Genomic DNA, 26,029 nt, shown 5'->3' with positions numbered 1-26,029 from the left:
GTATTCCCCAATTCGGGCATCAAGGAAAAGCAAGCACGGTGCATGTTTGCCGCATCACCGGCAGGAAGGGTCAGTCTTGCGAAAACTGCAACGCCGCTAGGCTGGCATACAGCCCGCCGCGCGCCACCAGTTCCGCATGCGATCCCATCTCGACGATGCGGCCGTGTTCCATCACGATGATGCGGTCGGCGCGCTGCACGGTCGCCAGCCGGTGGGCGATGACCAGCGTGGTGCGGCCAACCATGGCCGCTTCCAGCGCACGCTGCACCAGGCGTTCGGATTCCGCATCGAGCGCGCTGGTGGCTTCGTCCAGCAGCAGCAGGGGCGGATTCTTCAGCAGGGCGCGCGCAATGGCGATGCGCTGGCGCTGGCCGCCGGAGAGCCGCACGCCGCGTTCGCCGAGAAAGGATTGATAGCCCTGCGGCAGGCGCTCGATGAATTCATGCGCGGCGGCCAGCTTCGCGGCGGCGACCACTTCCTCGTCGCTGGCATCCGAGCGGCCGTAGCGGATATTTTCCATTGCGTTCTCGGAAAAGATCACCGTGTCCTGCGGCACGATGCCGATGGCGCCTCGCAGCGCGGCAAGGTCGAGCTGGCGGATGTCTGCGCCGTCGAGCAGGATGCGACCCTGCTGGGGATCGTAGAAGCGCAGCAGCAGCTGGAACAGTGTGGTCTTGCCGGCGCCGGACGGGCCGACGACGGCAACCGTCTCGCCGGGGCGGATGTCGAGATTGAGATCATGCAATGCCGCCGACTGCGGCCGGGACGGATAGTGGAAGCCGAGATGCTGCAGGCTGAGTGCCGCGCCGTTGCCGGTGCGCTGCGGCAGGGACAGCGGCTGCGCCGGCGACTGGATGGGCGAGCGCACCGCCATCAGTTCCAGAAGTCGCTCGGCGGCGCCGGCCGCGCGCTGGGCTTCACCCAGCACCTCGGACAGCGCCCCGATGGCGCCGGCGACGATGGAGGCATACAGGATGAACTGGCCGAGCTCGCCCGCCGTCATGCGGCCCTGGATCACCGCATGCGCGCCCAGCCACAGCACGAACACGATGGCGCCGAACACCAGCAGGATGGCCATTACCGTCAGCAGCGAGCGGGCGCGGATGCGCTGCATTGCGGTCTGGAAGGCGCGTTCCACCGAAGCGCCGAAGCGGCCGGCTTCCTGGCGCTCATGCGTGAAGGCCTGCACCGTGGGCATCGCGTTCAGGATTTCTCCTGCCAGCGCGGAGGCGTCGGCGACGCGGTCCTGGGAATCGCGCGAGAGCTTTCTCACCCTGCGTCCGAACAGCACGATGGGCAGCACCACCGCCGCCAGCATGACCAGGATGATCGACGACAGCTTGATACTGGTGACGAACAGCATGGCCAGCCCGCCGACGAACAGCAGCGAGTTGCGCAGCGCCAGCGATACGCTGGTGCCGACCAGGGTCTGGATCAGCGTGGTGTCGGTGGTCAGGCGCGACAGCACTTCGCCGGTCCGCGTGGTCTCGAAGAATTCCGGGCTCTGCATCACCACATGCCGGTAGACGGCGCTGCGCAGGTCGGCGGTGACGCGCTCGCCCAGCCAGGACACCATGTAGAAGCGGGCGGCGGTGGCGATCCCCAGCACGCAGGCCACGCCGAACAGGCCGAGGAAATAGCGGTCGAGATGCGCGCTGTCCTGCAGGCCGGCCGGGCCGAAGCCAGCATCGATCATCTGCTTGAACGCGTAGGGAATGGCCAGCGTCGCGCCGGCGGCGACGAGCAGGGCGATGCCGGCGAGGATGAACTGCTTCCGGTAAGGAGCGAGAAAGGGCAGCAGGCCCTTGAGCGTGGCGAGGCTGCTTTTCGGTCTGTCCTTGGCGTGCTCGGTCATAGAGTCATAGTTTCATGGGTTTCACATATCCCGTCATTTCCAGATAGCCGCGGCCGATGCGGCGTCCGTCGCGGGTCAGCGTGACGGCGCCTTCCCAGTAGACGGCGCCGGTCGACTGCCGGGAGTCGAGTTCCTGGTCGTCCTGCAGCGGCGTCAGTTCGAACACCTGTCCTCCGGCTTCGATGCGGGTGGCGACAGGATAGCTGGCGCCGGTGCGAGGAGAGCGCCAGGACCGCTGCGGCGCAAAGCTTACCTGTTCCGGCGGGAAATGGGTGATGCGGCCGTCAGGCACGCGCAGGGCTGCATGCGACCACTGGCGGGAGCCGTCCCTGTTGCGGATCTGGAAGGCCACCAGCGCGCTGCCGTCATCGAGATTGGCGCCGACCCAGTCCCAGCCGGCGGCGTTCTGGTCGAGCACGCTGGTCGACCATTCATGGTCGAGCCAGGCGCTGCCGCCGACTTCGACCGGCTTGCCGTGGCGGCTGATCGTGCCCGATACCTTGAGATGGGGTTCGCTGTAGTAGTAGCTGGCCTGCTCCGGCCGCGGGCCCTTGCGCGAATAGCCCTGCTCGCCCTGCAGCATGACGGGCTGGGTCGGCTCCAGCCGCAGGCGGAACTCGAATTCACCGGCGGGAACGACTGCGTCATAGATGCCTTGGGCATTGCGCCCGAAGGTCCATGCGCCGAGGCGGACATCGGTATTGCCTTCCCTGGCATGGGCAATGCCGAAGCCTTCGCGCGCGCTTTTCTGGTCGTGCAGCAGCTTGCCTTCGGCCGGATCGGACAGGGCCGCATGCGCGATGATGAGCTGCTTGGGCGCGAAGCGGCTCGGGTTGGCGGGGTCGTGGTCGGTGGCGGAGCGGAAGAAAGTGACCTGGAAGCCGAGCGGCTTCCTGTCGGGCGTCTCCAGCCAGCCCGTGACATACCACCATTCGGTGCGGTAGCCGGGATGGGCGCCGAAATCCTGTGGAAAATTCAGCTGTTTCCCCGGCTCGACCGCCGACAGCTTCGGCGGCGCGGCCGAGGAGGGGATGATGCAGCAGAGTGCCAGCATGGCCAGCATCGTGCGCAGCCATGCGGCGATGGATAGATTTGCCAGTGTGATGCCTTGCATTACCAGTCCTCCCTAACTGCGCTGATCGCCTGTTTCGATACTGCATGCCTTCCCGCGACCAGCGCGGTGGCCGCCGCCGATGCCAACAGCACCAGCGCCACGGCCGCCAGCAGACCCCACGGCATGTGCAGCTGCATGGTCCAGTGGAAGGATTGCGGATTGACGATGAAAATCAGGATCAGGCTGATGGCGCCGCCCAGCAAGAAGCCGGTGAGGATGCCGAGCAGCGTCAGCAGGCTGCCTTCGAGCGCCAGCATGGCCAGGATTTCCCGGCGCAGCACGCCGATATGCCGCAGCATGCCGAATTCCTTGGCGCGCGCCAGCGTCTGTGCAGAGAAGGTCGCGGCGATGCCGAACAGGCCGATCAGGATGGCGACGCCTTCAAGCAGGTAGGTGACGGCGAAGCTGCGGTCGAAAATCCTCAGGCTGATCGCCCGTATGTCTCCCGGTTCGGCCAGTTCCAGCGCTTCGCCGAAGGGCAACTTTTTTACGGCGTCGGCCACCTGTGCCGGCGAGGCATCCTTCTCCAGCCAGAGTGCGGCATCGTTGACTTCATTGTCGCCGGTGATCCGGCGGTAGTCGGCCAGCGCCACCTGGATCGCACCGGACTGCCGCGCATAGTCGCGCCAGACGCCAGCCACGGTGAACTGCCGCGCCTTCCCGCCCAGCGGCAGCATGACCTGCATGCCGGGCCGATAGCCGTACAGGTCCACCATGGCTTCGGATATCCAGATCGGCGGTCCGCCGTCAGCACCTGCGCCTGAGCCTGCAAACGGAACCGACTCTCCGATCAGCGGCAGGGATTTGCCCGGATCGGCGAGATCGATGGGTTTGGCAATGACCGTGACCGACGGCCGAGCGGGGTCGATGGACAATTGCGACACCCGCTGGAAGTCCGCCCGCCTGACGCCGGGAACGGCCACAACGGCGCGCTGCTCCTCGTCCGACAGGCTGCCGCTGTTTCCGCCCGCAGCGGAGCGCACATACAGGTCGGCGGACAGCACCTGCCCCAGCCAGTCATCGACCGATACCCGGAAACTCGACACCATGATGGCCATCGCCACCATCAGGCTGAAGCTAGACAGCACGCCTCCCAAGGCGATCGACGCCTGGTTCGGCGCATTGGCCAGCCGTGCCAGAGAGAGGGTGGGAACCGAGCCGCGCAGGCCGCGCCCCGCAAGGCGGGACAGGGCGGAAAAGACTAGCGCCGCCAGCCTGGGCATCAAGCCGATGCCGCCGATCAGCAGCAGGGCAATCGCCACATAGCCGAAGATGGGCAGTTCGGCGATCGGCGGCAGGCGTGTCATGACCGCGCCGATGGCGATCAGCCCGAGCGCGAACCAGGGCGGCGACAGTCGCGACAGCGCCGTATCCTCGCTGCCCGACTTGATCGCCTGCGCCGGCCTGGCGCGTGCCGCTTCCCAGGCCGGCGCAGCGCAGCCGAGCAGGGCCGCTGCGGTGCCGAGCAGGAAGAAGACGCAGGCCGCAACCGGGGCGAACTGCACGCTCGGCCGCACGCCGGGGAAATAGCCGCCGCCCAGGTCGCCGCCGAACAGGCGCAGCGCGATCGCCGCCATCGCATAGCCGGCGGCCAGTCCGATCAGCGAGCCGGCGATGCCGAGCGCACCGCCTTCCAGCAGGATCTGCGACAGCACCTGGCGGCGCGTCATGCCGAGCACGCGCAGCAGCGCCAGCTCGCTGCGGCGCCGGATCACCGACAGCGCCTGCGTGGAGAACACCAGGAAGGCGCCGGTGAACAGTGCCACCAGCGCCAGCACGTTGAGATTCACCCGATAGGCGCGCGACATGTTGGCGGTGCGGGCTTCCTGGTCTTCCGGTTCGGTCACCAGCACATCGGCAGGCAGTTCACGGGCCAGCCGGGCGGCAAAGGCGGCGCGGTCGGTGCCGGCGACCAGCTTCAGGTCGATGCGCGACAGCCGGCCCAGGCGCTGGAAGCGCCACTGAGCGGCGCCGATATCCATCACGGCCAGCCGCTGCCCGGCGCGGGCGCGCACCAGTCCGCCGGCAACACGCAGCGCCAGCGGCTGCGTGCCGACCTGCAGGCGCAGGCTGTCTCCCTGGCGCACGCCCAGCCATTCCATCGCGGCCGGCGACAGGAACAGCGCGTCGTCGGCCAGTGTATCGAAGGGACGGTCTTCCGCCGGCAGCCCGATCAGATCCGGTGCGATGGCGCCGGCCTGGAAGACGTCGATGCCGACCACCTTGAGCGCTTCGCGCCTGCCCGGTACCGCCGCATCGATTTCCAGCACCGGGCTGGCCAGCGCAATCTCGGGTCGCCGGGCAAGCCGTTCGTACAGGGATTCGTCCATGAGCGCCTGCGTGCCGCGCACCTGCAGCTCGGCCTGACCGGACAAGCTCCTCAGTGCGGCCGAGAATTCGTTGTAGGCGGCGGCATTGATCAGGTGAATGGCGAAGCCGAGAGCGACACCGATTGCGATCGCCGCCGTGGCGACCAGGGTGCGTACCGGATGCGCGCGCCACTCTCCCGCCAGCAGCCAGCGGCGCAGCGAAGGAACGGCAGCGGGCTTCATCCGCTTTGTCCCGGTGCCATCGGATGCAGGCCGTGCTTGGTCAGTTCCAGAACCCGGTCCGCGCTGGCGGCGGCGGCGTGCGAATGCGTGACGATGATGGCCGACGAGCCATTCTGCTTGATCTCGTCGCGCAGCAGCTTCAGGATGTCCCCGGCCGTATCCGGATCGAGATTGCCGGTCGGCTCGTCGGCGAGAATGAGCTTGGGCCGGTGGATCAGCGCGCGGGCGATCGCCACGCGCTGCAGTTCGCCGCCCGACAGCTGGCGCGGAAAATCTTTGCCGCGCCCAGCGAGGCCGACGGCGGCCAGCATCTCTTCGGCGCTGCGCGCGGCCGAGCCGTTGAGCAGCAGGGGCAGGGCGATGTTCTGGGCGATGGTGAGATGCGGAAGGATATGGAAGGCCTGGAATACGAAACCGAACTTCTCGCGCCGCAGCCGCGTGGCGGCATCGTCTTGCATCGATGAAATATCCGTGCCGTCGATTTCGATGCGGCCCGAATCCGGCGTATCCAGTCCCGCAATCAGATTGAGCAGGGTGGACTTGCCCACTCCCGACTCTCCCATGACAGCCACGTATTCCCCTGCTTCCAGGGTGTAATTCAATCCGCTCAGCACTTGCCGGCCGCTAGCATAGGATTTGGTGACATCGCGCAGATTCAGCATCGATTCATCTATATTGTTATTGGACTGTCAATAAGTTCCGCCAGCCATTGAACTGTGGCAAGGTTTTGCGCCGGGCGCATATCGATAGTCGGTAAATATTGTGTCGCCTCAAAAAGGTCATGAAGGCCTTTACTATGATAGCTACAAACCTTGCCATCCATCTCCAATCGCCTAAGCTGCAGTTAGGCAAAATTGCTCCCCTACATTCATGGCGCCTTCCCCTGATCCGGATTCAAACCATAACGGTTTCCTGCAAATTTTCCGGAGGGATGATGCCGCGATGCGGGCAGAACTCGCTGCCGGCCTGCTTGCTCCGCAAGCCAGTGCGTCGCCCAAGTTTCTGTACGACGCACTCGGCTCGAAATTGTTCGAAGCCATCTGCGAATTGCCCGAGTACTACCCGACGCGGACCGAAGCCGCGATCTTCGATGCGCATCTGTACGACATGGCGCGAACCATCGGCAGGGGCACCACATTGATCGATCTTGGCGCGGGCAACTGCGCGAAGGCGGCGCGCATGTTCCTGATGCTGCAGCCGCTGCAATATGTGCCCGTGGACATTTCCGTCGACTTCCTCAGGAGCGCGGTCGACGGCCTGCGCCAGCAGTTCCCGCAGATCAGGATGACCGGCATCGGCATGGACTTCTCGACGGAGATGGCGCTGCCTTCGGCCGTGCGGCGGGAGAAAAGGCTGTTCTTCTACCCGGGTTCGTCGATCGGCAATTTCACGCCGGAACAGGCAGCCGCGCTGCTGGGCAGGATACGCGAGGCATGCCAGGGCGACGGCGGCCTGCTGATCGGGGTCGATCTGGTCAAGGATAAAGCCATCCTCGACGCCGCCTATGACGACGGCCTGGGCGTGACCGCCGCCTTCAACCTCAACATGCTGCGGCATGTGAACGGCTTGCTCGATGCCGACTTCGACGTGCGCGACTGGCGCCATGCGGCTTTCTACAATGAAGCCGCGTCCCGCATCGAAATGCATCTGGAAGCCCGGCGCGATCTGACCGTGCGCTGGACCGGCGGCGAGCGCCGGTTCGCCGAAGGCGAGCGCATCCATACCGAGAACAGCTACAAGTACACGCGGCAGGGCTTCCTGCAAATGCTGGAGCGCGCAGGTTTCGGCGCAGCCCGCACCTGGACCGACGAGCAGGGCTGGTTCCTGGTCTGCCATGCGCGTGTGGTGTAAGGAGTGGCACTATGCCTGATGACATGATCCTGCGCGAGAATCTGCTGGAACGCTTTCGCACAGTACGCCGGCGCAGCCGCGAGATTGCCGAACCGCTGTCGGAAGAAGACTGCTGCGCGCAGTCGATGCCGGATGCAAGCCCGATCAAGTGGCATCTTGCGCACACCACCTGGTTCTTCGAAACCTTCATCCTCGAACAGCATGAGCGGAACTTCAAGCCGTTTCATCCGGCATTCCGGGTGCTGTTCAATTCCTATTACAACGGCGTCGGCGACAAGCATCCGCGTCCGCAGCGCGGCCTGCTGACGCGGCCGCCGCTGGCCGACGTGCTCGCTTACCGGCGCAACGTCGACGAGCGCATGAACATGCTGCTCGCCACGGGCCGAGTCAACGAAGAGGTCGCCGCGCTGCTGGAAGTCGGACTGCACCATGAGCAGCAGCACCAGGAACTGATGCTGACCGACGTGAAACACATGCTGTCGATGAATCCGCTCGATCCGGCGTATGTGCAGATGCCGTGGAAGCCGGGACGGCCGGCGCCGGAAATGCGCTGGCAGCGCTTCGATGCCGGCGTGGTCGAGGTCGGCTGCAAGGGTGATCGCTTCTGCTTCGACAATGAATTGCCGCGCCACCGGCAGTTCGTCGAAAGTTTCTCGTTGGCTTCGCGTCTTGTCACGAATGGCGAGTACCGGGCATTCATCGAAGACGGCGGCTATGCGACGCCGTCGCTGTGGCTGTCCGAAGGCTGGGACTGGATCCGGGCCAACGACCTGCTCCAGCCGATCTATTGGCGGCGCGATGGCGACAACCGCAACAACTGGCAGGAATTCACCCTGCAGGGATTGCAGGACCTCGACCCGCACCGCTCGGTCACGCACATCTCCTTCTTCGAGGCGGATGCCTATGCCCGCTGGGCCGGAGCAAGGCTGCCGACCGAGGCGGAATGGGAACATGCGGCTCAGGGCTGCACGGACTTCGGGCGGCCGGCATTGCATCCCGAGGCCTGGGCCGACGATGCACAGGGACTGCTGCAACTGTTCGGCTGCGGCTGGCAATGGACGCTCAGCAGCTATGCGCCTTATCCCGGATACTGCGCCGCCGATGGCGCAATCGGCGAATACAACGGCAAGTTCATGTCCAACCAGTATGTGCTGCGGGGATCGTCATGCGCGACGCCGCAGGGACATGCGCGAATCAGTTACCGCAACTTCTTTCCCGCTACGGCGCGCTGGCAGTTCACGGGCATACGTTTGGCGAAATCGCTTTAAGGAAACCGTCTGCAATTTACGCCGTTGAATAAAAAACGCCTGCTGCATCACCGATGCGGCAGGCGCTGCTTTTTCAGGGCGAAAGGTAAGGTCAGGCAGCCAGCGCTTCCGGCGACTGCTCCGTGCCGAGCTCACGGTTGACTGCCGAGAGCACCGCCTTGAAGGAAGCGGTAACGATGTTGCTGTCCACGCCGACGCCGAAGAGCGTAGGGCCGTTGTCGACGCGCAGTTCGACATAGCAGGCAGCACGGGCATCGGCGCCTGCGCCGATCGCATGCTCGTGATAATCCATCACGTTGATCTCGATGCCGAGCGCCTGCACGAAGGCGTCGATCGGACCGTTGCCATGTCCATGCACCGTGACGGCCTTGCCATCCTTTGCAATATCGGCCTTGACTTCCACGCGCTGGGTGGCGCCGGCTTCCTGCAGCATCTGGTGGGCGTGATACGCATAAGGCGCATTGCGCTCCAGGTATTCGCTGCGGAAGATGTCGTAGATGTCGCCGGCGCCGACTTCCTTGCCGGTGGCATCGGTGATGCGCTGGATCGCGCGGCTGAGTTCGATCTGCAGGCGGCGCGGCAATTTGAAGCCGTATTCCTGTTCCAGCAGGTAGGACATGCCGCCCTTGCCGGACTGGCTGTTGACGCGGATGACCGCGTCGTAGCTGCGGCCTACGTCGGCCGGGTCGATCGGCAAATAAGGCACTTCCCAGATGCCGTCGGCCTGCTGCTGCGCGAAGCCTTTCTTGATCGCATCCTGGTGCGAGCCGGAGAACGCGGTGAACACCAGGTCGCCGACATAGGGATGGCGCGGATGTACCGGAAGCTGGTTGCATTCTTCCACGCACTTGCGCACCGCATCGATATCCGAGAAATCAAGCCCCGGATTGACGCCCTGGGTGTAGAGATTCAGTGCGAGCGTGACGAGATCGACATTGCCGGTGCGCTCGCCGTTGCCGAACAGGCAGCCCTCGACGCGGTCCGCGCCGGCCATCACCGCCATTTCCGCCGCCGCCACGCCGGTGCCGCGGTCATTGTGCGGATGGACGCTGATGAGGATGGAATCGCGGCGCGCGATATTGCGATGCATCCATTCGACCTGGTCGGCATAGATGTTCGGCGTCGCGCATTCCACGGTGGCCGGGAGATTGATGATCATCTTGCGCTCGGGCGTGGGCTGCCACTCTTCGGAGACCGCGTCGCAGACTTCCTTGGCGAAGTCGAGTTCGGCCATGCTGAAGGTTTCGGGGGAATACTGGAATACCCATTCGGTTTCCGGATGCGCCGAGGTCAGTTCCTTGATCAGGCGGGTGCCGGCGACCGCGATCTGCTTGACTTCTTCGCGCGACATGCCGAATACGATGCGGCGGAAGGAAGGACTGACGGCGTTGTACAGGTGCACGATCGCGCGCTTGGCGCCGACGGCGGATTCGACGGTGCGGCGGATCAGGTCTTCGCGCGACTGGGTCAGCACTTCGATCGTCACATCGTCAGGGATGCGCTTTTCCTCGATGAGCTTGCGCACGAAATCGAAGTCGGTCTGCGAGGCGGACGGAAACGCGACTTCGATTTCCTTGAGCCCGATCTTGACCAGCATTTCAAAGAAGCGCAGCTTGCGCTCCGGGTTCATCGGCTCGATCAGCGACTGGTTGCCGTCGCGCAGGTCGGTGCTCATCCAGATAGGCGGCTTGGAGATGACCTGGTCGGGCCAGGTGCGGTCGGTCAAGCGGATGGCGGGGAAGGGGCGATATTTCGCAGCAGGATTTTGCAACATCATGTGAGTAACCTTTTAGTCCAGATGAGGGAATGGCGATGTGGCGGATCGGCTGCCTGACTGCCACTAGCGCATGGCCAGGCAACCGATCGGTAGAGGTAGCAGCGATAGCGCGCGCGCAAAGATCGCCGGGGCGATCAGATCGCCGGAGATGACAGTTGCGGGAAGACGCTTGAAATACATGATTTGCTGACCTGTGGAAATTTCGACCTTCATCTCCGGAACCTCGGAGTGCGGATACGACTGCAACTACAAATACAACTGGGGGGAGGGTATTAGCGCGCTAGGCGTAGTAGTGCAGCTGCGGCTAGCAGGGCGCTTGCCGGCAGTAGGTGAAGGGCGAGTTGTGCGTGAGCGGTCAACATTCGGTTAATGTAGGTGACAGGCAAACGAACTGTCAAGCAAAAAGTGGCCTGCTGTCCATTTGCTCAAGTTTCCGGAAATTGCGGCAAACCCTGTGGTCATACCGGAAGTTTTGCGTTTAAGGCAATTTCTCGCTGGGTGACCGGCTTGCCGGTGCTGCTGGCAAATGCTTGATGTCCGGCCAATAATAGAGACTGACGTATCCATTTTTCCTTCCGACCTGATGAATGTTTCCTTCCGAACCGCTTCCGCGCCCGAATTGTTGACTGCCCTGCAGGATGCCCGCAGGGACACCCTGGCATTGATCGAAGCCTTCCTCGCGGCCGGTTTCGGCGCCGGCGCGCAGCTCCCGGTGCGGCCGGAATTCAATCCGCCGCTGTGGGAGCTTGGGCATATTGCCTGGTTCGCCGAGTGGTATGTGCTGCGCGATGCGGAGTCGAGCGATCCGGCATCGGCCCACCGCACCGCGCTCCTGACCAAGGGCGACGACTGGTTCGATCCGAATACGGTAACGCACCGCATGCGCTGGAAAGTGGAGCTGCCCAGTGCGGGGGCGCTGAAGACTTATTGCCATGAAGTGCTCGACCGCGTGCTCGACAAGCTCGTGCGTGCCGGCAGCAGCGACGATGCGCTCTATCCATACCGGCTCGTGCTCGCTTACGAGGACATGCGGCGCGAGCTGATGCTGGAGCAGCTGCAGACGCTTGGCATTGCATTGCCTGCGGAGCTGCCGGTGCAGCCGACGCCGCATTGGGCGGAGGGCGAAATCCGTTTCCCAGGCGGGACCATACAAATGGGCAGCGCGCCGGACCAAGGTTTCGTGTTCGACAACGAGAAATGGGCGCATGCCTGCCGCTTGCCGGCGTTCACCATGGATTCCACGCTGGTGTCGAATGCGCAGTATGCGGAATTCGTGGCCGACGGCGGTTACCAGCATCCGCAATTCTGGAGTCCCGGCGGCCGTGCCTGGCTGATGGCGCAGGACCGTTCCGCGCCGCGCGACTGGATACGCGACGGCCGGCACTGGCTGTGCGACCGCTTCGGCACGCATATCGTCCTGCCGGGGCACGAACCGGTGCGTCACCTGAGCCTGTACGAGGCGCAAGCCTATTGCGTATGGGCGGATCGGCGCCTGCCGTCGGAAGCGGAATGGGAGTATGCAGCGCTGTCCGGCCACCCGGCGCTGCGCTGGGGCGATCTGTGGGAATGGACCTGCTCGCCGTTCGAGCCTTATCCCGGCTTCGCGCCGGATGCCTACCGCGAGTATTCCGAGCCGCATTTCATTTCGCACCAGTCGGTGCGCGGTGCTTCGCTGATGACGAAGCAGCGCATGCGTTCGACCAAGTTCCGGCGGTTTTGCCTGCCGGAGCGGGACAGCATGTTTATTGGGTTTCGGACTTGCTTGCTGTAGGGGCTGTGCAGCGTAAGGAGAATGCAGGGGTAAAAAAACCGCCCGGTTCAAGGGCGGTTTAGGGTCTCGATGCGAAATCTCGCTTATGCAGAAATCAGTGTTTTGACAGTTTCAGTCAAAACGGACTAGGCAGGTACTTTGGTGCTGGTTGCTACGGAGAGTACACCCCTCTCCCGCAGGCGGGAGAGGGGCAGGGGTGAGGGGAATTGCCAAGACCAAAGGAGGCTGTGCAAACTCCCTCATCCCCAACCCTTCTCCCGCTTGCGGGAGAAGGGAGGTAACGTCATGCAGTCAATTTAAACTGCTCAACCCAGTTTCTTAGCGATCACCAAACGACCGGCGATTGCCATCGCCCGCAAAGCGCGAAGACTTGCCGCCAAAGCCGCCGCCTTCCTTGCGCGGTGCGCCCGGCTTGCTGAAGCTGCGCTGACCCGGCTTGCCGCCGCGGCCGTCGCCCGGCTTCCAGCCGCCCGGCTTGCGGGCCGAACGCGGTGCGGGTGCGGACTTCTTCGGCTCGAAGCCTTCGATCACATCCACCGGGATCAGCTGCTTGGTGAAGCGCTCGATGCGCTTGATGTTGATGTTTTCCGCATGATTGACCAGCGAGATCGCCAGGCCGTTGCGTCCTGCGCGGCCGGTACGGCCGATGCGGTGCACGTAGTCTTCCGGGAACTTCGGCAGGTCGTAGTTCACCACGTGAGTGATACCCGGCACGTCGATGCCGCGCGCAGCCACGTCGGTTGCCACGAGCACGCGCACCTGGCCGCGGCGCAGCGCGTCGAGCGTGCGGTTGCGCGCACCCTGATGCATGTCGCCGTGCAGGGCGGCAGCCGCGAAACCGGCGATGTTCAGACGGTCGGCGATGGTGTCGGCGTCACGCTTGGTTGCGGTGAAGACGACCGCCTGGTCGAGGGTGGTATCGCGCAGCAGGTGGTCGAGCAGGCGGTTCTTGTGCGAGAGGTCGTCGACGAAATGCACGCGCTGCTGGATGTTCTCATGCTTGTTGCCCATGCTGGCGATCTGGATGACCAGCGGGTCACGGGTGATGCGCTTGGCCATGTTGCCGACCACGCCGTCGAGCGTTGCCGAGAACAGCATGGTCTGGCGGGTTTCCGGCGTTGCTGCCACGATCTTTTCGATGTCCTCGATGAATCCCATGTCCAGCATGCGGTCGGCTTCGTCCAGCACCAGCATTTCCAGCTGCGAGAAGTTGATCTTGCCCGACTCCATGTGGTCGATCAGGCGGCCGGGTGTCGCCACCAGGATTTCCGGATTGCGCGACAGCAGCTGCATCTGTTTCGGATACGGCATGCCGCCGAGAATGGATACGGCGCGCACGCGGCGCAGGTTGGCGCCGTACTTGGTGGTTGCGGTGGTCACTTGCAGCGCGAGTTCGCGGGTCGGCGTCAGCACCAGCATCTTCGGCTGTGCAGGCTGGAAGCGGGGACGCTCGCCGCGCGAACGGGCAGACTGGCGTTCCTGGTTGGGCGTCTTGGCGCCGGGCTGGAAATTCTGTTCGGCTTCGGCGAACTTGTGCAGCGCCGGCAGCATGAAGGCAGCGGTCTTGCCGGAGCCGGTCTGGGAAGAGACCAGCAAGTCACGGTTTTGCATCGCTGCGGGTACCGCCTGCTCCTGGACGGGAGTAGGTTTGGTATAGCCGGCTTCGGTCAGTGCTTTGAGAATGGACGAATGCAGGCCTAGTGCTTCAAAAGTCATTGTGTTTCTTTCTTAAAAATCAACGCCGCGACCACACTCGTAACGAGCTCGCGAACGTATTTGAAAAGGCAACGCCAACCAACGAAACAGCTGAGAAATGGGTTCTGAGAAATTTCGGCACAAAAGCTTTGCGCCGGGACGGTGTCTAATAGGGCGACACCAGAGGCGGGAGGGCTTTATGGTTATTGCTAAAGGGTTGCGGTGCTGCGACGTGTCTGCCTGTAGCAAACACAGGGACGCATTATACAGAGGAATGCCGTCCCTTGCCTGAGAAATTTCGGCACTGCACAAAGATATCGGCGGTGCGATGCCTTAATGCAAGACCTTGTTCAACTTCCCGGATTTAATGGCATGTTGAGGCGGAAGCGCTGATTTAAAGGGGATAAAGAGCAGCGCTTCGCTTCGGTGAACAGTACAGGCGTCCGCCGATTATGCGTCGCCCGGCTCCGCAATGCCGCCAACCACGTGCGAGAAGCCGCCGTCGACATAAGTGATTTCGCCGGTAATGCCGCCTGCGAGATCCGACAGCAGGAAGGCGGCGGTATTGCCCACATCCTCGATGGTGACGTTGCGGCGCAGCGGCGCATGCGTTTTCACGAAGTTGAGGATCTTGCCGAAGTCCTTGATGCCGCTGGCTGCGAGCGTCTTGATCGGGCCGGCGGAAATGCCGTTCACGCGAACGCCTTTTTGGCCCAGCGACTCCGCCAGATAGCGTACGCTGGCTTCGAGCGATGCTTTCGCAAGACCCATAGTGTTGTAGTTGGGCAGGGCGCGGATCGAGCCGAGGTAGCTCAGGGTGAGCAAGGCCGAATTGCTGCTCAGCATAGGCAGCGCCGCCTTGGCCATTGCAGGAAAGCTGTAGGCCGAGATGTCGTGGGCAATGCGGAAGTTCTCGCGGGAGAGACCGTCGAGGAAATCGCCGGCAATCGCTTCGCGCGGCGCGAAGCCGATCGCATGCACGAGGCCGTCGAGCTGGCTCCAGGACTTGCCGAGGTCGGCGAACAGCGCATTGATCTGCTCGTCGCTGCCGACGTCGCAGTCGAAGACGAGTTCGCTGCCGAATTCCTTGGCGAATTCGGTGATGCGGTCCTTGAAGCGGTCACCGACATAGGTAAAGGCGAGTTCGGCGCCTTCGCGCTTGCAGGCCTGGGCGATGCCGTAGGCGATGGAACGGTTCGATAATAGGCCGGTGATCAGGATTTTTTTGCCTTGCAGGAATGCCATGGGAGACTCCAGTTGAGTTTGTCGTATTTTACGCCGCCCGTCCTGGCAAACCTGTGCAACGCCATCGTGTGCAAAGCCTGTCGGGTGCGACCGCCGATTTTTTGAATTCGCAAGATTGTAGGGAGACTTGGACCGCGGAGCAACTTTCGGCGAACTATCGGGAATGCGGAAGAGTCTGGTGGAAATCAAACGGACTTAATTTTGCGCATGCCGCAAGCCCAAAATTCCGTTAACGTATGGCAAGTTGCTGCAATTGGCGGGCAAAACCGGTTCCAGGAAATGCCTTTCGGTACAATACCCCGGTCACATGCACGCTGAACCGACCTCTATAACCAGGCGAATGCGCAAATTACTCCTCTCCATCCTGTTCGGCATCTCCGTTCCCTACAGCGGCAGCAGCCATGCCGCCCATGCTTTTTCCCTCTACGACACGCCCAAATACCCGGCGGGATTCAAGAATTTCGACTATGTGAATCCGGATGCGCCGCGCGGGGGAGAGCTCTATCTCGCCAATCCCGACCGGCGGACCAGCTTCGACAAGTTCAATCCGTATTCGATGAAGGGCGTTGCGGCCGCCGGCGTTTCCAACCTGATGTTCGAGACGCTGGCCACCAGTTCGGCCGATGAAACCGCCACCATGTACGGCCTGCTGGCGGAAGACATGGAACTCGCCGCGGACCGAATGTCGATGACCTTCAGGCTGAACCCGAAGGCGAAATTCAACAACGGCGACCCGGTGACCGCGGCCGACGTCAAGCATTCCTACGACACCCTGCTGGCCAAGGGCGCGCCGCAGTTCAAGTCGGTATTCGCCGACGTCAAGGAATGCGTGGTGGTGGACGAGCGCACGGTGCGCTTCGATTTCAAGGCGCTCAACCGCGAGCTGCCGCTGATCGTCGGCGGGGTGCCCGTGTTTTCCCGCAAGTGGGGTGCGAAGACCTCCTTCGACAAGATACAGCTCGAGCCGCCGATCGCGACCGGCCCCTACCTGATCGACCGCTACGACGTCGGCCGCTCGATCATCTACAAGCGCGATCCCAGCTACTGGGGCAACGAGGTGCCGTCGCGCAAGGGCATGTACAATTTCGGCCGCATCATCTACCGCTTCTACAAGGACGATGTGGCACGCCTGGAAGCCTTCAAGGCAGGCGAATTCGACGTGGTGGTCGAGTACAGCGCAAAGAACTGGGCGCGCAGCTACATCGGGCCGAAATTCACGAGCGGCGAAATCGTCAAGCGCGAGCTGCAGCATTCGAATGCGGCCGGCATGCAGGGCTTCGTGATGAATCTGCGGCGCGGCCAGTTCACCGACATCCGCGTGCGCCAGGCGCTCGGCCTCGCGCTCGACTACGAGTGGATGAACCAGCAGCTGTTCTACAACCAGTACAAGCGCATTTACTCCTATTTCAACAACAGCGAACTGGCGGCGACCGGCACGCCGTCCGAAGAGGAGCTGAAACTGCTGGAGCCGCTGCGCGACCAGCTCGACCCGAAGGTATTCGGCCCGGCGCCGGTGCAGCCGCGCACCGATCCGCCCAACTCGCTGCGCGCCAACCTGCTGCAGGCGCGCGAACTGTTCAGGCAGGCCGGATGGGAGTATCGCGACGGCGCGCTGCGCAATGCCAAGGGCGAAGTGTTCACCTTCGAAATCCTTGATGACCAGTCCGCGCTGTCGCGCATCATCAGCGTCTATATCCGCAACCTGCATAAGCTCGGCATCCAGGTCAACCAGCGCACCGCCGACTATGCGCTGGTGCAGAAGCGGATGGAAGAGTTCGACTTCGACATGACCAGCATCCGTTTCCCGGATACCACCAGCCCCGGCAATGAGATGTTCGACACCTTCGGCTCCAAGGCGGCCGATGAAAAGGGCTCGAACAATGCCTGGGGCCTGAAGGACCCGGTGGTCGACAAACTCGTCGCCAACCTGGTGGCGGCAGGTTCGCGCAAGGAACTGGTGGCCGCTGCCCGTGCGCTCGACCGGGTGCTGCTGCACAAATATATCGTCGTGCCGCACTGGTTCTCGTCGACGCACAGGGTCGCCTACCGCAGCCGCTTCGGCATTCCCGAGAAGATGCCACTGTACTATGCGGCGGATCCCTACGTGATATCGAGCTGGTGGCAGCAGAAGCCGAGGTAAGAGATGAATATCTGGTCTTATATAGCAAAGCGCATCCTGCTGATGATTCCGACGCTGTTCGGCGTCATTGCCATCACCTTCGCGGTGATCCAGTTCGTGCCGGGAGGGCCGGTCGAGCAGGCGCTGATGGAATTGAAGAAAGGGCAGGTCGGCGCCGGCGAGGTCGGCGGCGGAGGCGGTTCCGAATATCGCGGCCGGCAGGGCGTGGATGCGGAGCGGGTCAAGGAAATCCAGGCGCTGTACGGATTCGACAAGCCGCCGCTGGAACGCTTCGGCCAGATGGTGAAGGGCTTTCTCACCTTCGATCTCGGGCAGAGCTTCTACCATCACATGGATGTGTGGAACCTGGTGAAATCCAAGATGCCGGTATCGATCAGCCTGGGGCTGTGGACCTTCTTCCTCACCTATTTCATCTCGCTGCCATTGGGCATCGCCAAGGCGGTGCGCGAAGGCAGCCGTTTCGACGTCGCCACCAGCATCGCGGTGCTGATCGGCTATTCGATCCCCGGCTTCGTGCTCGGCGTGTTCCTGCTGGTGATGTTCGGCGGCGGCAGCTTCGTCCAATGGTTCCCGCTGCGCGGACTGACCTCCGACAACTGGGAACAGCTGTCGCTGACGGGCAAGGTGCTCGACTACCTGTGGCACATCACGCTGCCGGTCGCGGCATCGGTCGCGGGTTCATTCGCAGTGATGACGCTGCTGACCAAGAACACCTTTCTCGAAGAGATCCGCAAGCAGTATGTGCTGACCGCGCGCGCCAAGGGCCTGAGCGAGAAGACCGTGCTGTACAAGCATGTGTTCCGCAATGCGCTGATCCCGCTCGTCACCGGCTTCCCGGCCGCCTTCATCGGCGCCTTCTTCACCGGCAGCCTGCTGATCGAAACCCTGTTCTCGCTCGACGGCCTCGGCCTGCTGTCCTATGAGTCGGTGATCCGCCGCGATTATCCTGTGGTCATGGGAACGCTTTACCTGTTCACCCTGATCGGCCTGGCGGTCAAGCTGATCGGCGATCTTCTTTATGTGTGGGCCGATCCGCGCGTGCAATTCGAAAGCCTGAGCCGATGACTCCGAACAAGCCGATTTCCTCCGCCTCTCCATGGAAGCGCGTCTGGCTGCGCTTCAAGCAGAACCGCCGCGGCTACGTCAGCCTCATCCTCTTCGCCATCCTGTTCGTGATCAGCCTGCTGGCCGAAGTGATCTCGAACGACCGGCCGCTGGTGGTGCGCTACAACGGCCAGACCATGTTTCCGATCCTGACCGACTATTCGGAAAAGGTCTTCGGCGGCGATTTCGACACGCCGGCCGACTTTCTCGATCCCTTCATCCGCGACCAGTTCGAGAAGGACGGCAACTGGGCGATCTATCCCATCAACCGCTACCGTTTCGACACGCTCAATTATTTCGCGAAGTCGCCCAACCCGGCGCCGCCGTCTGCCGACAACTGGATCGGGACCGACGACCGAGGGCGCGATGTGTTTGCACGGCTGCTGTACGGTTTCCGCGTGTCTGTCCTGTTCGGGCTGGCATTGACGATCACCGGCGTGATCCTCGGCCTCATTACCGGCGCGATCCAGGGCTATTTCGCCGGCAAGACCGATCTGCTGTTCCAGCGCTTCATGGAAATCTGGGGCTCCATGCCCGAGCTTTACCTGCTGATCATCTTCGCCTCGATCTTCCAGCCAAGCCTGGGGCTGCTGCTGGTCCTGCTCTCGCTGTTCGGCTGGATGGGCCTGTCCGATTACGTGCGCGCCGATTTCCTGCGCAACCGCAATCTCGAATACGTGCAGGCCGCCCGTGCGCTCGGCCTGTCGAACGGACAGATCATCTGGCGCCATGTGCTGCCCAACAGCATGACGCCGGTGATCACCTTCCTGCCTTTCCGCATGAGCGCGGCGATTCTCGCGCTGACCAGCCTGGACTTCCTCGGACTGGGCGTGCCGCCGTCCACGCCCAGCCTCGGCGAACTGCTGGCGCAGGGCAAGAACAACCTGGATGCGTGGTGGATCGCGCTGTCGACCTTTGTCGTGCTGACGATGACCCTGCTGCTGCTGACCAATATCGGCGATGCGCTGCGCAATGCGATGGACGTGCGGAGGAAGGCATGAGTCTGCTTGAAGTACAGAACCTGCGCGTCGGATTCGGCGCCGCGACCGTGGTCAATGATGTGAGTTTCAGCATAGCGCCCGGCGAGAAGTTCGCGCTGGTCGGCGAATCGGGATCGGGCAAGACCGTGACCTCGCTCTCCATCCTGCGCCTGAATCACGATGCCGAGTATGGCGGACGCATTCTGTTCGCTGGCGAAGACCTGCTGCAGAAGCCTGAGCGTGCGATGCGCGCGGTGCGCGGCAAGGACATCGCCATGATCTTCCAGGAGCCGATGACGGCGCTCAACCCGCTCTTCACCATCGGCAACCAGATTGCGGAAGTGCTGATGCTGCATGAAGGCATCAATGCCAAGGAAGCGGCGCGGCGCACCGTCGACCTGCTCGACAAGACCGGCATCCCGGACCCGGCGCGCCGGGCATTGGCGTATCCGCACCAGCTCTCCGGCGGCCAGCGCCAGCGTGCGATGATCGCCATGGCGCTGGCGTGCAAGCCCAGGCTGCTGATCGCGGATGAACCGACCACGGCGCTGGATGTGACCATCCAGGTGCAGATACTGGAACTGCTCAACCAGCTGCAGCGCGAAGAGAACATGGCTGTGCTGATGATTACGCATGATCTCAACCTCGTGCGCCATTTCGCGGACCGCGTCGGCGTGATGGAGAAGGGCAGGCTGATCGAGACGGCGAGCACCGGCGAACTCTTCGCCAATCCGCGCGAACCCTACACCCGCAAGCTGCTGGGCAGCCATCCCCAGCGCATGGTGGAAGAGGTCGGCGAAGACGCCACACCGCTGCTGGCCACCGATCCGCTGCGCTGCACGTTCTCGATCAAGAAGGGCTGGTTCAAGAAGGAACCTTTCGTTGCCGTCGACGGCGTCGATGTGCAGCTCAAGCCGCATGAGACCCTTGGCATCGTCGGGGAATCGGGTTCCGGCAAATCCACGCTCGGCATGGCTCTGGTCAGGCTGTCGGCTGCGGAGGTGAGCGGCCGCATCTCCTTCATCGGGCATCCGATCAGCGAGATGAACAGCGCGGCCCTGCGTTCCCTGCGGGCGAAGATGCAGGTCGTATTCCAGGATCCGTTCGCGTCGCTGTCGCCGCGGCGGACCATCGAGCAGATCGTCGGCGAAGGGCTGGAACTGCACCAGCCCGGCCTCGACAAGCCGGCCCTGCGAGATGCGGTGGCCGCTGCGCTGCAGGAAGTGGGGCTGGTGCCGGAAATGATGTCGCGCTATCCGCACGAGTTTTCCGGCGGCCAGCGCCAGCGCATCGCCATCGCGCGCGCGCTGGTATTGAAGCCGGAGCTGATCCTGCTCGATGAACCGACATCGTCGCTTGACGTGTCCGTGCAGCAGCAGGTGCTCCAGCTGCTGGCCGAGCTGCAGCGCAAGTACGGCATTGCCTATGTTTTCATCAGCCATGACCTCGCGGTCATCCGCGCGATGGCGCACCGCGTGATGGTGATGAAGGACGGGAAGATCGTTGAGCGGGGGAGTACGGAGGACGTGCTCGGCAATCCCAAGGAAGCCTATACCAGGCGCCTGCTCGCGGCATCGACCTATTCCACGCTGAGCACCAGTGCCGCAGCCGGCGCCTCGGTCAGCGCGGATGCCTGAGGGCTAACAAGCTGATACCTGATGCCTGAAACAAAAATGCAGGCGTCGGAACGAGGCCTGCATTTTGATGACGAGTAGTGTTTCGGCTCAGCCGGATTTCTTCTTCGTATTGCTGGCGACGGTCTTGCGCGGCGGGGCGGGCGACGCCTTGCGATAAGCCGGCGCCTGGCGTGCCGCCTGCCGTACAGGGGCCTTCTGAGCGGCCTGCCTTGTCGGCGACGAAGCCGGCGCAGCCTTGCGGGCCGGAGCCGGCCGGTTCGGCACTTCCAGCTTCAGCGTCGTGCCGGCAGCAACCTTGTCCTGCTTGAGGTCGTTCCAGTCCTTGATTTGCGCGACGCTGACGTGGTTGCGCTGCGCAATGGCGGTCAGCGTGTCCTTCTTGCCCACCTTGACCCAGATGCGCCGCGTTTCCGGGATGTCGGGCGCGGTGATCAGGGTTGCCGACTCCACGAGTTCCGGAGCGATATCCTTTTCAGGCGCATGTTCCGGTTTCGGCACGAGCAGGGTCGAACCCGCCTTGACCACCATCTTCGGCGGAATATTGTTGACCTCGCGGAGGACCTCGGGCGTGGTGCCGAACTTGGAGGCAATCGATTCGATGCGCTCGCGGGCATTGGTGACCTTGTGCGCGGTCCAGGATGACAGCGCGCGGCCCCATTTCGCCAGGTTGGACTTGAATTTTTCCGCGTTGCTCTGCGGAAGCAGAATTTGCGTATCCGAACTGCCGGCAATCACGGGCTTGTTGAACTGTGGATTGAGCGCCTTGAATTCGTCGATGGACAGTTCGGCCAGCTGGGCCGCGACCTTGATATCGATGTCGCGCGTCTTGCCGATGGTGACGAAGTAAGGCTGGTTGTCCACCTTCGGCAGGGCAATGCCGTAGTCGGCCGGTGCGGCGATGATGTTTTTCACCGCCTGCAGCTTGGGAACGTAGTTCTTGGTTTCCAGCGGCATGTACTGCGACAGGCTGTTGAAATCGATGGGCTGGTTGGCGGCGCGGGCCTTGTTGATGGCACGCTGCACCGAACCTTCACCCCAGTTGTAGGCGGCCAGCGCCAGCTGCCAGTCGCCGAACATGCCGTAGAGCTTCTGCAGGTAGGTCAGCGCCGCTTCGGTCGAAGCCAGCACGTTGCGCCGCTCATCCTTGAACGTGCTCTGCGTCAGGTTGAAGTCGCGGCCGGTCGACGGAATGAACTGCCACATGCCGGCCGCATGCGCGGTGGAATACGCCAGCGGGTTGAACGAGGATTCGATGAAGGGCAGGAGCGCCAGTTCGGTGGGCATGTTGCGCTTTTCGAGCTCCTGCACGACATGAAACAAGTAGCGCGACGCGCGAGTGGTGGTGCGCACGAAATATTCCGGTTTCGAGCTGTAAAACTGCGTCTGGCTGACCACCAGCGGATTGTCCAGATCCGGAATGCCGAAACCCTTGCGGATGCGAGCCCAGACATCGACTTCCTCCATCGACAGTATCTGTATCAGGGGGTCGTTCGGATCGTAGGGCCGTTCCATTGACGAAACCTGCGACCAGTTGTAGAGGGGGAGGGAAAGATCTGCTGCGAGGGTGGCGACCGGGGCGCCGAGGAGGAGAAGCGCTGCAAAACGAGATGTTCTTTTTTTCAGCGGATGCATGGTTCCTCACTTGCTGTTGATGAAGGGCAGCCTGGGCGCCCGGTTGAATCGACGGAGTTTACGTAATGGTGTTTTCCTGCGTCAAGATTTATCGGTCATTCGATACTACTCTGACAACTGATCCGCGTTGTTTTCAGCGGAAGGAATTTTTCCACTGCCTTAGGGCAGTGAAAACGGCAATTGGTTCCCTCGAGGAAACATGTCCGGTTGACATCAACCGGTCGGCAATCGCGGGTTCGGCATAACGAAGAAAAGGATTGGTTTCCTTTTCAATGGCAATGGTCGACGGTACGGTCGGTTCATTGCGGTCGCGCTTCGCCTGTTCCCGGGAGAAGCGCGTCTGCAAGGCAGCGTTGCCAGGCTCGACTTCAAGGGCGAAACGCAGGTTCGACAGCGTGTATTCATGCGCGCAGTACACCTTGACATCGCCGGGCAGGGCGGCAAGCTTTCCCAGCGAAGTCACCATCTGTTCCGGCGTGCCTTCGAACAAGCGGCCGCAGCCGCCGGCAAACAGGGTATCGCCGCAAAACAGCCACGACTCTTTCGGTGCATGATAGGCAATGTGCCCGCGGGTATGGCCCGGCACATCCAGCACCTGCAATTCAAGCCCCAGTTTCGGGACGACGATGGTGTCGCCCTCGCCCAGAGGATACGTAATTGCAGGAATTGGTTCTTGACGCGGGCCAAAAACCGGCACGGTAAACCGCTCCAGCAATTGCGGGACGCCGCCGACATGGTCAGCATGGTGATGTGTCAGTAGAATAGCAGCGAGGGCGAGGCCGTGGCGGTTCAGACAGTCGAGAACCGGCGTCGCGTCCCCGGGGTCGACCACTGCAGCGTTTACGCCATCGTGAATCAGCCACAAGTAATTGTCCTGGAACGCCGGTACAGTCAATACACTTAACATACGATGGATCATCCTTTGCCCGAAAAGGCCATTATAGCCCTCGGCCCATGGCTGGAAACGCCGGTGGGCAGCTATGTCCGCGCCTGGCAGCAGGAATGCCTCGACATGCTGACCGCCGACATCTTCGGATTCAATGCCCTGCAGATCGGCCTGCCCCAGATCGATGCGCTGCGCGCCAACCGCATGCCCAACAAGTGGCTGACCGATACCCACCTGCCGTCGGAGAGCGACGGCAAGCCTTCGTCGCCCGTGGTGGTGGTGCACGACTTTGCCGAACTGCCGTTCGCCTCCCAGAGTCTCGACCTGATCGTATTGCCGCATGTGCTGGAGTTTGCGGAAGAGCCGCATCAGGTCCTGCGGGAAGTCGAGCGCGTGCTGATACCGGAAGGCCAGGTCATCATCTGCGGCTTCAATCCGGCAAGCCTGTGGGGCCTGCGCCAGGTGACCGGACGCTTGACGGGCGCCCATTTCCTGCCCGAGCACGGCGAATTCATCAGCCTGCCGCGCCTGAAGGACTGGCTCAAGCTGCTCAGCATGGAAGTCAACCGCGGCCATTTCGGCTGCTACGCGCCGCCCTGCCTGACGGAGAAGTGGCTGTCGCGCTTTGCCTTCATGGAAGAGGCGGGTGAGCGCTGGTGGCCTTATCTGGGTGCGGTCTACATGGTGCAGGCGATCAAGCGGGTACGCGGCATGCGCCTCATCGGTCCGGCCTGGATCAAGCAGCCGGCCAAGGCGCGGCAGGGCGTGCCCGTCACGAACCGCGTTCAAAAACACAAGTAACGAATCAACATGGAAAAAGTGGAAATCTATACCGATGGCGCCTGCAAGGGAAACCCGGGCCCGGGCGGCTGGGGTGCGCTGCTGATTGCCGGCCCGCACCGCAAGGAAATGTTCGGCGGCGAGCCCAACACGACCAATAACCGCATGGAACTCAAAGCCGTCATCGAAGCCCTGTCGGCCCTGAAAAGGCCATGCGAGGTCATCGTGCATACCGACAGCCAGTATGTGCAGAAAGGCATCAGCGAATGGATACACGGCTGGAAGGCCCGCGGCTGGAAAACGGCATCGAAGGAGCCGGTGAAAAACGTCGACCTGTGGCAGGCGCTGGACGCTGCCCGCTCGACGCACCGTATCGAATGGCGCTGGGTCAAGGGCCACGCCGGACACGACGGCAACGAGCACGCCGATGCACTGGCCAATCGCGGCGTTGCTTCAGCAAGCGCAACTGTTCTATAGTGTTACAGTTGCACGATGGAAAAATGTTGCAGGAACCAGGACACCCCCAAATAACATAACAATCGAGCGCAGAGCACGACCCAAGCAAATGAAGCCACGGAGACTCCTTTACCCCACGGTTGCGGCCCTGGGCATCATGACGCTAGGCGCCTACGCCTACATTGAACAGCGCAAGCCCCAGGCTCCGACCGAGCAGTCCGGCGCATCCCCGGCGTCGGCGGACAAGGTGGCCAAGGGCGGGAAGAGTGCCGGTCCCGGCGGCCCGGCGGCGGTCGATGTGACCACCGTGACCGCGGTACGCCTGGTGGACGACGTCAACGCAACCGGAACCCTGCGCTCCAATGAGGCGGTGATGATCCGTCCCGAAGTGGCCGGCCGCATCGTTCGGCTCAACTTCAGCGACGGCCAGCAGGTCAAGAAGGGGCAGGTACTCGTTGCTTTCGATTCCACCGTCAACCAGGCCGAAGTGCTGCAGGCCAAGGCAGAACTCGGCATCGCCAAGGCCAACTTCGAGCGCAATGCCGATCTCGCCAAGCAGAAATTCATCTCCGAACGCGCGCGAGACGAATCGCAGGCCAACGTCCAGGTGCTGGAAGCCAAGCTGGCGCTGGCCGAGGCCCGCCTGTCAAAGCTGGAAATCCGTGCGCCGTTCTCCGGTATCGTCGGCATTCGCAATGTGAGCATCGGCGACTATGTAAAAGACGGCGCCGACCTGGTGAACCTGGAAGATCTTTCCAGCGTCAAGGTGGATTTCCGCATTCCCGAACGTTATGCGGACGTCGTCCGCACCGGCCAGGCCATCGAGGTGCTGGTCGATGCGCTGCCGAACAAGCCTTTCCGCGCCAGTGTGGATGCGATCGATCCGCAGGTCGACAGCTCCGGCCGCTCGGCATTGCTGCGCGGCCGCATCGCCAATCCCGAAGCCCGCCTCAAGCCGGGCATGTTCGCCCGGGTTCGCCTCATCCTCGCGGAAAGGGAAAAGGCGCTGATGGTGCCCGAGGAAGCCATCGTTCCGCAGGGCGCGAAGGCGATGGTGTGGAAAGTGACCGACGGCAAGGCGACGAAGGTGGAAGTCAAGACCGGCCTGCGCCGCGCCGCCAAGGTCGAAATCACGCAGGGCCTGAATGAAGGCGACATGGTGGTCACGGCAGGGCAGATCCGCCTGTCGCGCGACGGCACGCCGGTGCGCATCGCCCCGGGCGCAAAGTCCGCCGCCGGACCGGTGCCGCCGGACGGACCGGTTACTCCCTCGAACAAGAGCTGAC

At 62.8% G+C, this 26,029-nt stretch carries 20 protein-coding genes; 10 read left to right on the top strand and 10 right to left on the bottom strand.

Annotated features, from left to right (window positions below; translation table 11 throughout):
* Positions 1-70: 70 nt before the first annotated feature.
* From IGW03_RS26115 to IGW03_RS26100, 4 genes are read right to left on the bottom strand one after another with little or no spacing between them, the layout of a single operon-like run.
* Complete coding sequence (locus IGW03_RS26115) at positions 71-1,855, bottom strand: ABC transporter transmembrane domain-containing protein (RefSeq protein WP_194725468.1); 1,785 nt, start codon at positions 1,853-1,855, stop codon at positions 71-73.
* Between the two features lie 4 nt (positions 1,856-1,859).
* A complete protein-coding gene (locus tag IGW03_RS26110; protein ID WP_194725467.1) occupies positions 1,860-2,969 on the bottom strand; it encodes a lipocalin-like domain-containing protein in 1,110 nt (369 codons plus the stop codon).
* Positions 2,969-5,521, bottom strand: a complete 2,553-nt coding sequence (locus IGW03_RS26105; protein ID WP_194725466.1) for an FtsX-like permease family protein — start codon at positions 5,519-5,521, stop codon at positions 2,969-2,971. Before IGW03_RS26105 ends, IGW03_RS26110 begins: the two co-directional genes overlap by 1 nt.
* Positions 5,518-6,183 (bottom strand): ABC transporter ATP-binding protein, encoded by a 666-nt coding sequence (locus IGW03_RS26100; protein ID WP_194725465.1) that lies wholly within the window; start codon positions 6,181-6,183, stop codon positions 5,518-5,520. Before IGW03_RS26100 ends, IGW03_RS26105 begins: the two co-directional genes overlap by 4 nt.
* A gap of 280 nt (positions 6,184-6,463) precedes the next feature.
* On the opposite strand from IGW03_RS26100, the gene egtD reads away from it, so the two are divergent.
* Together egtD and egtB are read left to right on the top strand one after the other, a co-directional pair.
* Positions 6,464-7,372, top strand: a complete 909-nt coding sequence (gene egtD / locus IGW03_RS26095; RefSeq protein WP_194725464.1) for an L-histidine N(alpha)-methyltransferase — start codon at positions 6,464-6,466, stop codon at positions 7,370-7,372.
* A gap of 11 nt (positions 7,373-7,383) precedes the next feature.
* A complete protein-coding gene (gene egtB, locus IGW03_RS26090; RefSeq protein ID WP_228536094.1) occupies positions 7,384-8,640 on the top strand; it encodes an ergothioneine biosynthesis protein EgtB in 1,257 nt (418 codons plus the stop codon).
* Between the two features lie 91 nt (positions 8,641-8,731).
* Here the strand turns inward: egtB and leuA are convergent, their stop codons facing one another.
* Together leuA and IGW03_RS26080 are read right to left on the bottom strand one after the other, a co-directional pair.
* The gene (gene leuA, locus IGW03_RS26085; RefSeq protein WP_194725463.1) at positions 8,732-10,417 is read right to left on the bottom strand and encodes a 2-isopropylmalate synthase; all 1,686 of its coding nucleotides are present in this window, start codon (positions 10,415-10,417) and stop codon (positions 8,732-8,734) included.
* A gap of 63 nt (positions 10,418-10,480) precedes the next feature.
* Positions 10,481-10,630: a hypothetical protein gene (locus tag IGW03_RS26080; RefSeq protein WP_194725462.1), complete on the bottom strand. Its 150-nt coding sequence runs from the start codon at positions 10,628-10,630 to the stop codon at positions 10,481-10,483.
* Between the two features lie 370 nt (positions 10,631-11,000).
* Here IGW03_RS26080 and senA point away from each other — a divergent pair, with 370 nt between their 5' ends.
* Positions 11,001-12,188, top strand: a complete 1,188-nt coding sequence (gene senA / locus IGW03_RS26075; protein WP_194725461.1) for a selenoneine synthase SenA — start codon at positions 11,001-11,003, stop codon at positions 12,186-12,188.
* Between the two features lie 318 nt (positions 12,189-12,506).
* On the opposite strand, the gene IGW03_RS26070 is transcribed toward senA, so the two are convergent.
* Together IGW03_RS26070 and fabI are read right to left on the bottom strand one after the other, a co-directional pair.
* Positions 12,507-13,904: a DEAD/DEAH box helicase gene (locus IGW03_RS26070; RefSeq protein WP_194725460.1), complete on the bottom strand. Its 1,398-nt coding sequence runs from the start codon at positions 13,902-13,904 to the stop codon at positions 12,507-12,509.
* A 429-nt stretch (positions 13,905-14,333) separates the two neighbouring features.
* Positions 14,334-15,128, bottom strand: coding sequence for an enoyl-ACP reductase FabI (gene fabI, locus IGW03_RS26065; RefSeq protein WP_194725459.1), 795 nt, complete (start codon positions 15,126-15,128; stop codon positions 14,334-14,336).
* Positions 15,129-15,468: 340 nt separating this feature from the next.
* On the opposite strand from fabI, the gene IGW03_RS26060 reads away from it, so the two are divergent.
* Genes IGW03_RS26060 through IGW03_RS26045 form a run of 4 tightly spaced genes read left to right on the top strand, consistent with a single transcriptional unit; the run spans position 15,469 to position 20,989 of the window.
* On the top strand, positions 15,469-17,268 hold the full coding sequence (locus IGW03_RS26060; protein ID WP_194725458.1) for an extracellular solute-binding protein: 1,800 nt from the start codon (positions 15,469-15,471) through the stop codon (positions 17,266-17,268).
* 3 nt (positions 17,269-17,271) lie between these two features.
* Positions 17,272-18,333, top strand: a complete 1,062-nt coding sequence (locus IGW03_RS26055) for a microcin C ABC transporter permease YejB (RefSeq protein WP_194725457.1) — start codon at positions 17,272-17,274, stop codon at positions 18,331-18,333.
* Positions 18,330-19,373: an ABC transporter permease gene (locus IGW03_RS26050; RefSeq protein WP_194725456.1), complete on the top strand. Its 1,044-nt coding sequence runs from the start codon at positions 18,330-18,332 to the stop codon at positions 19,371-19,373. The genes IGW03_RS26055 and IGW03_RS26050 overlap by 4 nt, the downstream gene beginning before the upstream one ends.
* Positions 19,370-20,989, top strand: coding sequence for an ABC transporter ATP-binding protein (locus tag IGW03_RS26045; protein WP_194725455.1), 1,620 nt, complete (start codon positions 19,370-19,372; stop codon positions 20,987-20,989). The genes IGW03_RS26050 and IGW03_RS26045 overlap by 4 nt, the downstream gene beginning before the upstream one ends.
* 87 nt (positions 20,990-21,076) lie before the next feature.
* Here the strand turns inward: IGW03_RS26045 and IGW03_RS26040 are convergent, their stop codons facing one another.
* Positions 21,077-22,621 (bottom strand): transglycosylase SLT domain-containing protein, encoded by a 1,545-nt coding sequence (locus IGW03_RS26040; RefSeq protein ID WP_194725454.1) that lies wholly within the window; start codon positions 22,619-22,621, stop codon positions 21,077-21,079.
* Between the two features lie 133 nt (positions 22,622-22,754).
* Positions 22,755-23,528 (bottom strand): hydroxyacylglutathione hydrolase, encoded by a 774-nt coding sequence (gloB, locus tag IGW03_RS26035; protein WP_194725453.1) that lies wholly within the window; start codon positions 23,526-23,528, stop codon positions 22,755-22,757.
* 3 nt (positions 23,529-23,531) lie between these two features.
* On the opposite strand from gloB, the gene IGW03_RS26030 reads away from it, so the two are divergent.
* The 3 genes from IGW03_RS26030 (at position 23,532) to IGW03_RS26020 (ending at position 26,028) form a co-directional block, all read left to right on the top strand.
* On the top strand, positions 23,532-24,308 hold the full coding sequence (locus IGW03_RS26030) for a class I SAM-dependent methyltransferase (RefSeq protein WP_194725452.1): 777 nt from the start codon (positions 23,532-23,534) through the stop codon (positions 24,306-24,308).
* 9 nt (positions 24,309-24,317) lie between these two features.
* The gene (rnhA, locus tag IGW03_RS26025; RefSeq protein ID WP_194725451.1) at positions 24,318-24,764 is read left to right on the top strand and encodes a ribonuclease HI; all 447 of its coding nucleotides are present in this window, start codon (positions 24,318-24,320) and stop codon (positions 24,762-24,764) included.
* An 88-nt stretch (positions 24,765-24,852) separates the two neighbouring features.
* Positions 24,853-26,028 (top strand): efflux RND transporter periplasmic adaptor subunit, encoded by a 1,176-nt coding sequence (locus IGW03_RS26020; RefSeq protein WP_194725450.1) that lies wholly within the window; start codon positions 24,853-24,855, stop codon positions 26,026-26,028.
* The last annotated feature ends 1 nt before the right edge of the window (position 26,029 follow it).

Origin of the sequence: Noviherbaspirillum malthae (assembly GCF_015352985.1) — a bacterium.
In the GTDB taxonomy this organism is placed as follows: Bacteria; Pseudomonadota; Gammaproteobacteria; order Burkholderiales; family Burkholderiaceae_D; genus Noviherbaspirillum; species Noviherbaspirillum malthae.
The sequence above is the reverse complement of the archived record's forward strand: the minus strand, read 5'-3'. Positions and strand labels throughout refer to the sequence as shown.

Coding starts and splice junctions, on each gene's coding strand:
- IGW03_RS26030 (WP_194725452.1), top strand. CDS start 23,532: ATGGATCATCCTTTGCCCGAAAAGGCCATTATAGCCCTCGGCCCATGG.
- rnhA (WP_194725451.1), top strand. CDS start 24,318: ATGGAAAAAGTGGAAATCTATACCGATGGCGCCTGCAAGGGAAACCCG.
- IGW03_RS26115 (WP_194725468.1), bottom strand. CDS start 1,855: ATGACCGAGCACGCCAAGGACAGACCGAAAAGCAGCCTCGCCACGCTC.
- IGW03_RS26020 (WP_194725450.1), top strand. CDS start 24,853: ATGAAGCCACGGAGACTCCTTTACCCCACGGTTGCGGCCCTGGGCATC.
- senA (WP_194725461.1), top strand. CDS start 11,001: ATGAATGTTTCCTTCCGAACCGCTTCCGCGCCCGAATTGTTGACTGCC.
- IGW03_RS26045 (WP_194725455.1), top strand. CDS start 19,370: ATGAGTCTGCTTGAAGTACAGAACCTGCGCGTCGGATTCGGCGCCGCG.
- leuA (WP_194725463.1), bottom strand. CDS start 10,417: ATGATGTTGCAAAATCCTGCTGCGAAATATCGCCCCTTCCCCGCCATC.
- IGW03_RS26055 (WP_194725457.1), top strand. CDS start 17,272: ATGAATATCTGGTCTTATATAGCAAAGCGCATCCTGCTGATGATTCCG.
- fabI (WP_194725459.1), bottom strand. CDS start 15,128: ATGGCATTCCTGCAAGGCAAAAAAATCCTGATCACCGGCCTATTATCG.
- IGW03_RS26110 (WP_194725467.1), bottom strand. CDS start 2,969: ATGCAAGGCATCACACTGGCAAATCTATCCATCGCCGCATGGCTGCGC.
- IGW03_RS26080 (WP_194725462.1), bottom strand. CDS start 10,630: ATGAAGGTCGAAATTTCCACAGGTCAGCAAATCATGTATTTCAAGCGT.
- IGW03_RS26100 (WP_194725465.1), bottom strand. CDS start 6,183: ATGCTGAATCTGCGCGATGTCACCAAATCCTATGCTAGCGGCCGGCAA.
- egtD (WP_194725464.1), top strand. CDS start 6,464: ATGCGGGCAGAACTCGCTGCCGGCCTGCTTGCTCCGCAAGCCAGTGCG.
- IGW03_RS26050 (WP_194725456.1), top strand. CDS start 18,330: ATGACTCCGAACAAGCCGATTTCCTCCGCCTCTCCATGGAAGCGCGTC.
- gloB (WP_194725453.1), bottom strand. CDS start 23,528: ATGTTAAGTGTATTGACTGTACCGGCGTTCCAGGACAATTACTTGTGG.
- IGW03_RS26105 (WP_194725466.1), bottom strand. CDS start 5,521: ATGAAGCCCGCTGCCGTTCCTTCGCTGCGCCGCTGGCTGCTGGCGGGA.
- egtB (WP_228536094.1), top strand. CDS start 7,384: ATGCCTGATGACATGATCCTGCGCGAGAATCTGCTGGAACGCTTTCGC.
- IGW03_RS26040 (WP_194725454.1), bottom strand. CDS start 22,621: ATGCATCCGCTGAAAAAAAGAACATCTCGTTTTGCAGCGCTTCTCCTC.
- IGW03_RS26070 (WP_194725460.1), bottom strand. CDS start 13,904: ATGACTTTTGAAGCACTAGGCCTGCATTCGTCCATTCTCAAAGCACTG.
- IGW03_RS26060 (WP_194725458.1), top strand. CDS start 15,469: ATGCGCAAATTACTCCTCTCCATCCTGTTCGGCATCTCCGTTCCCTAC.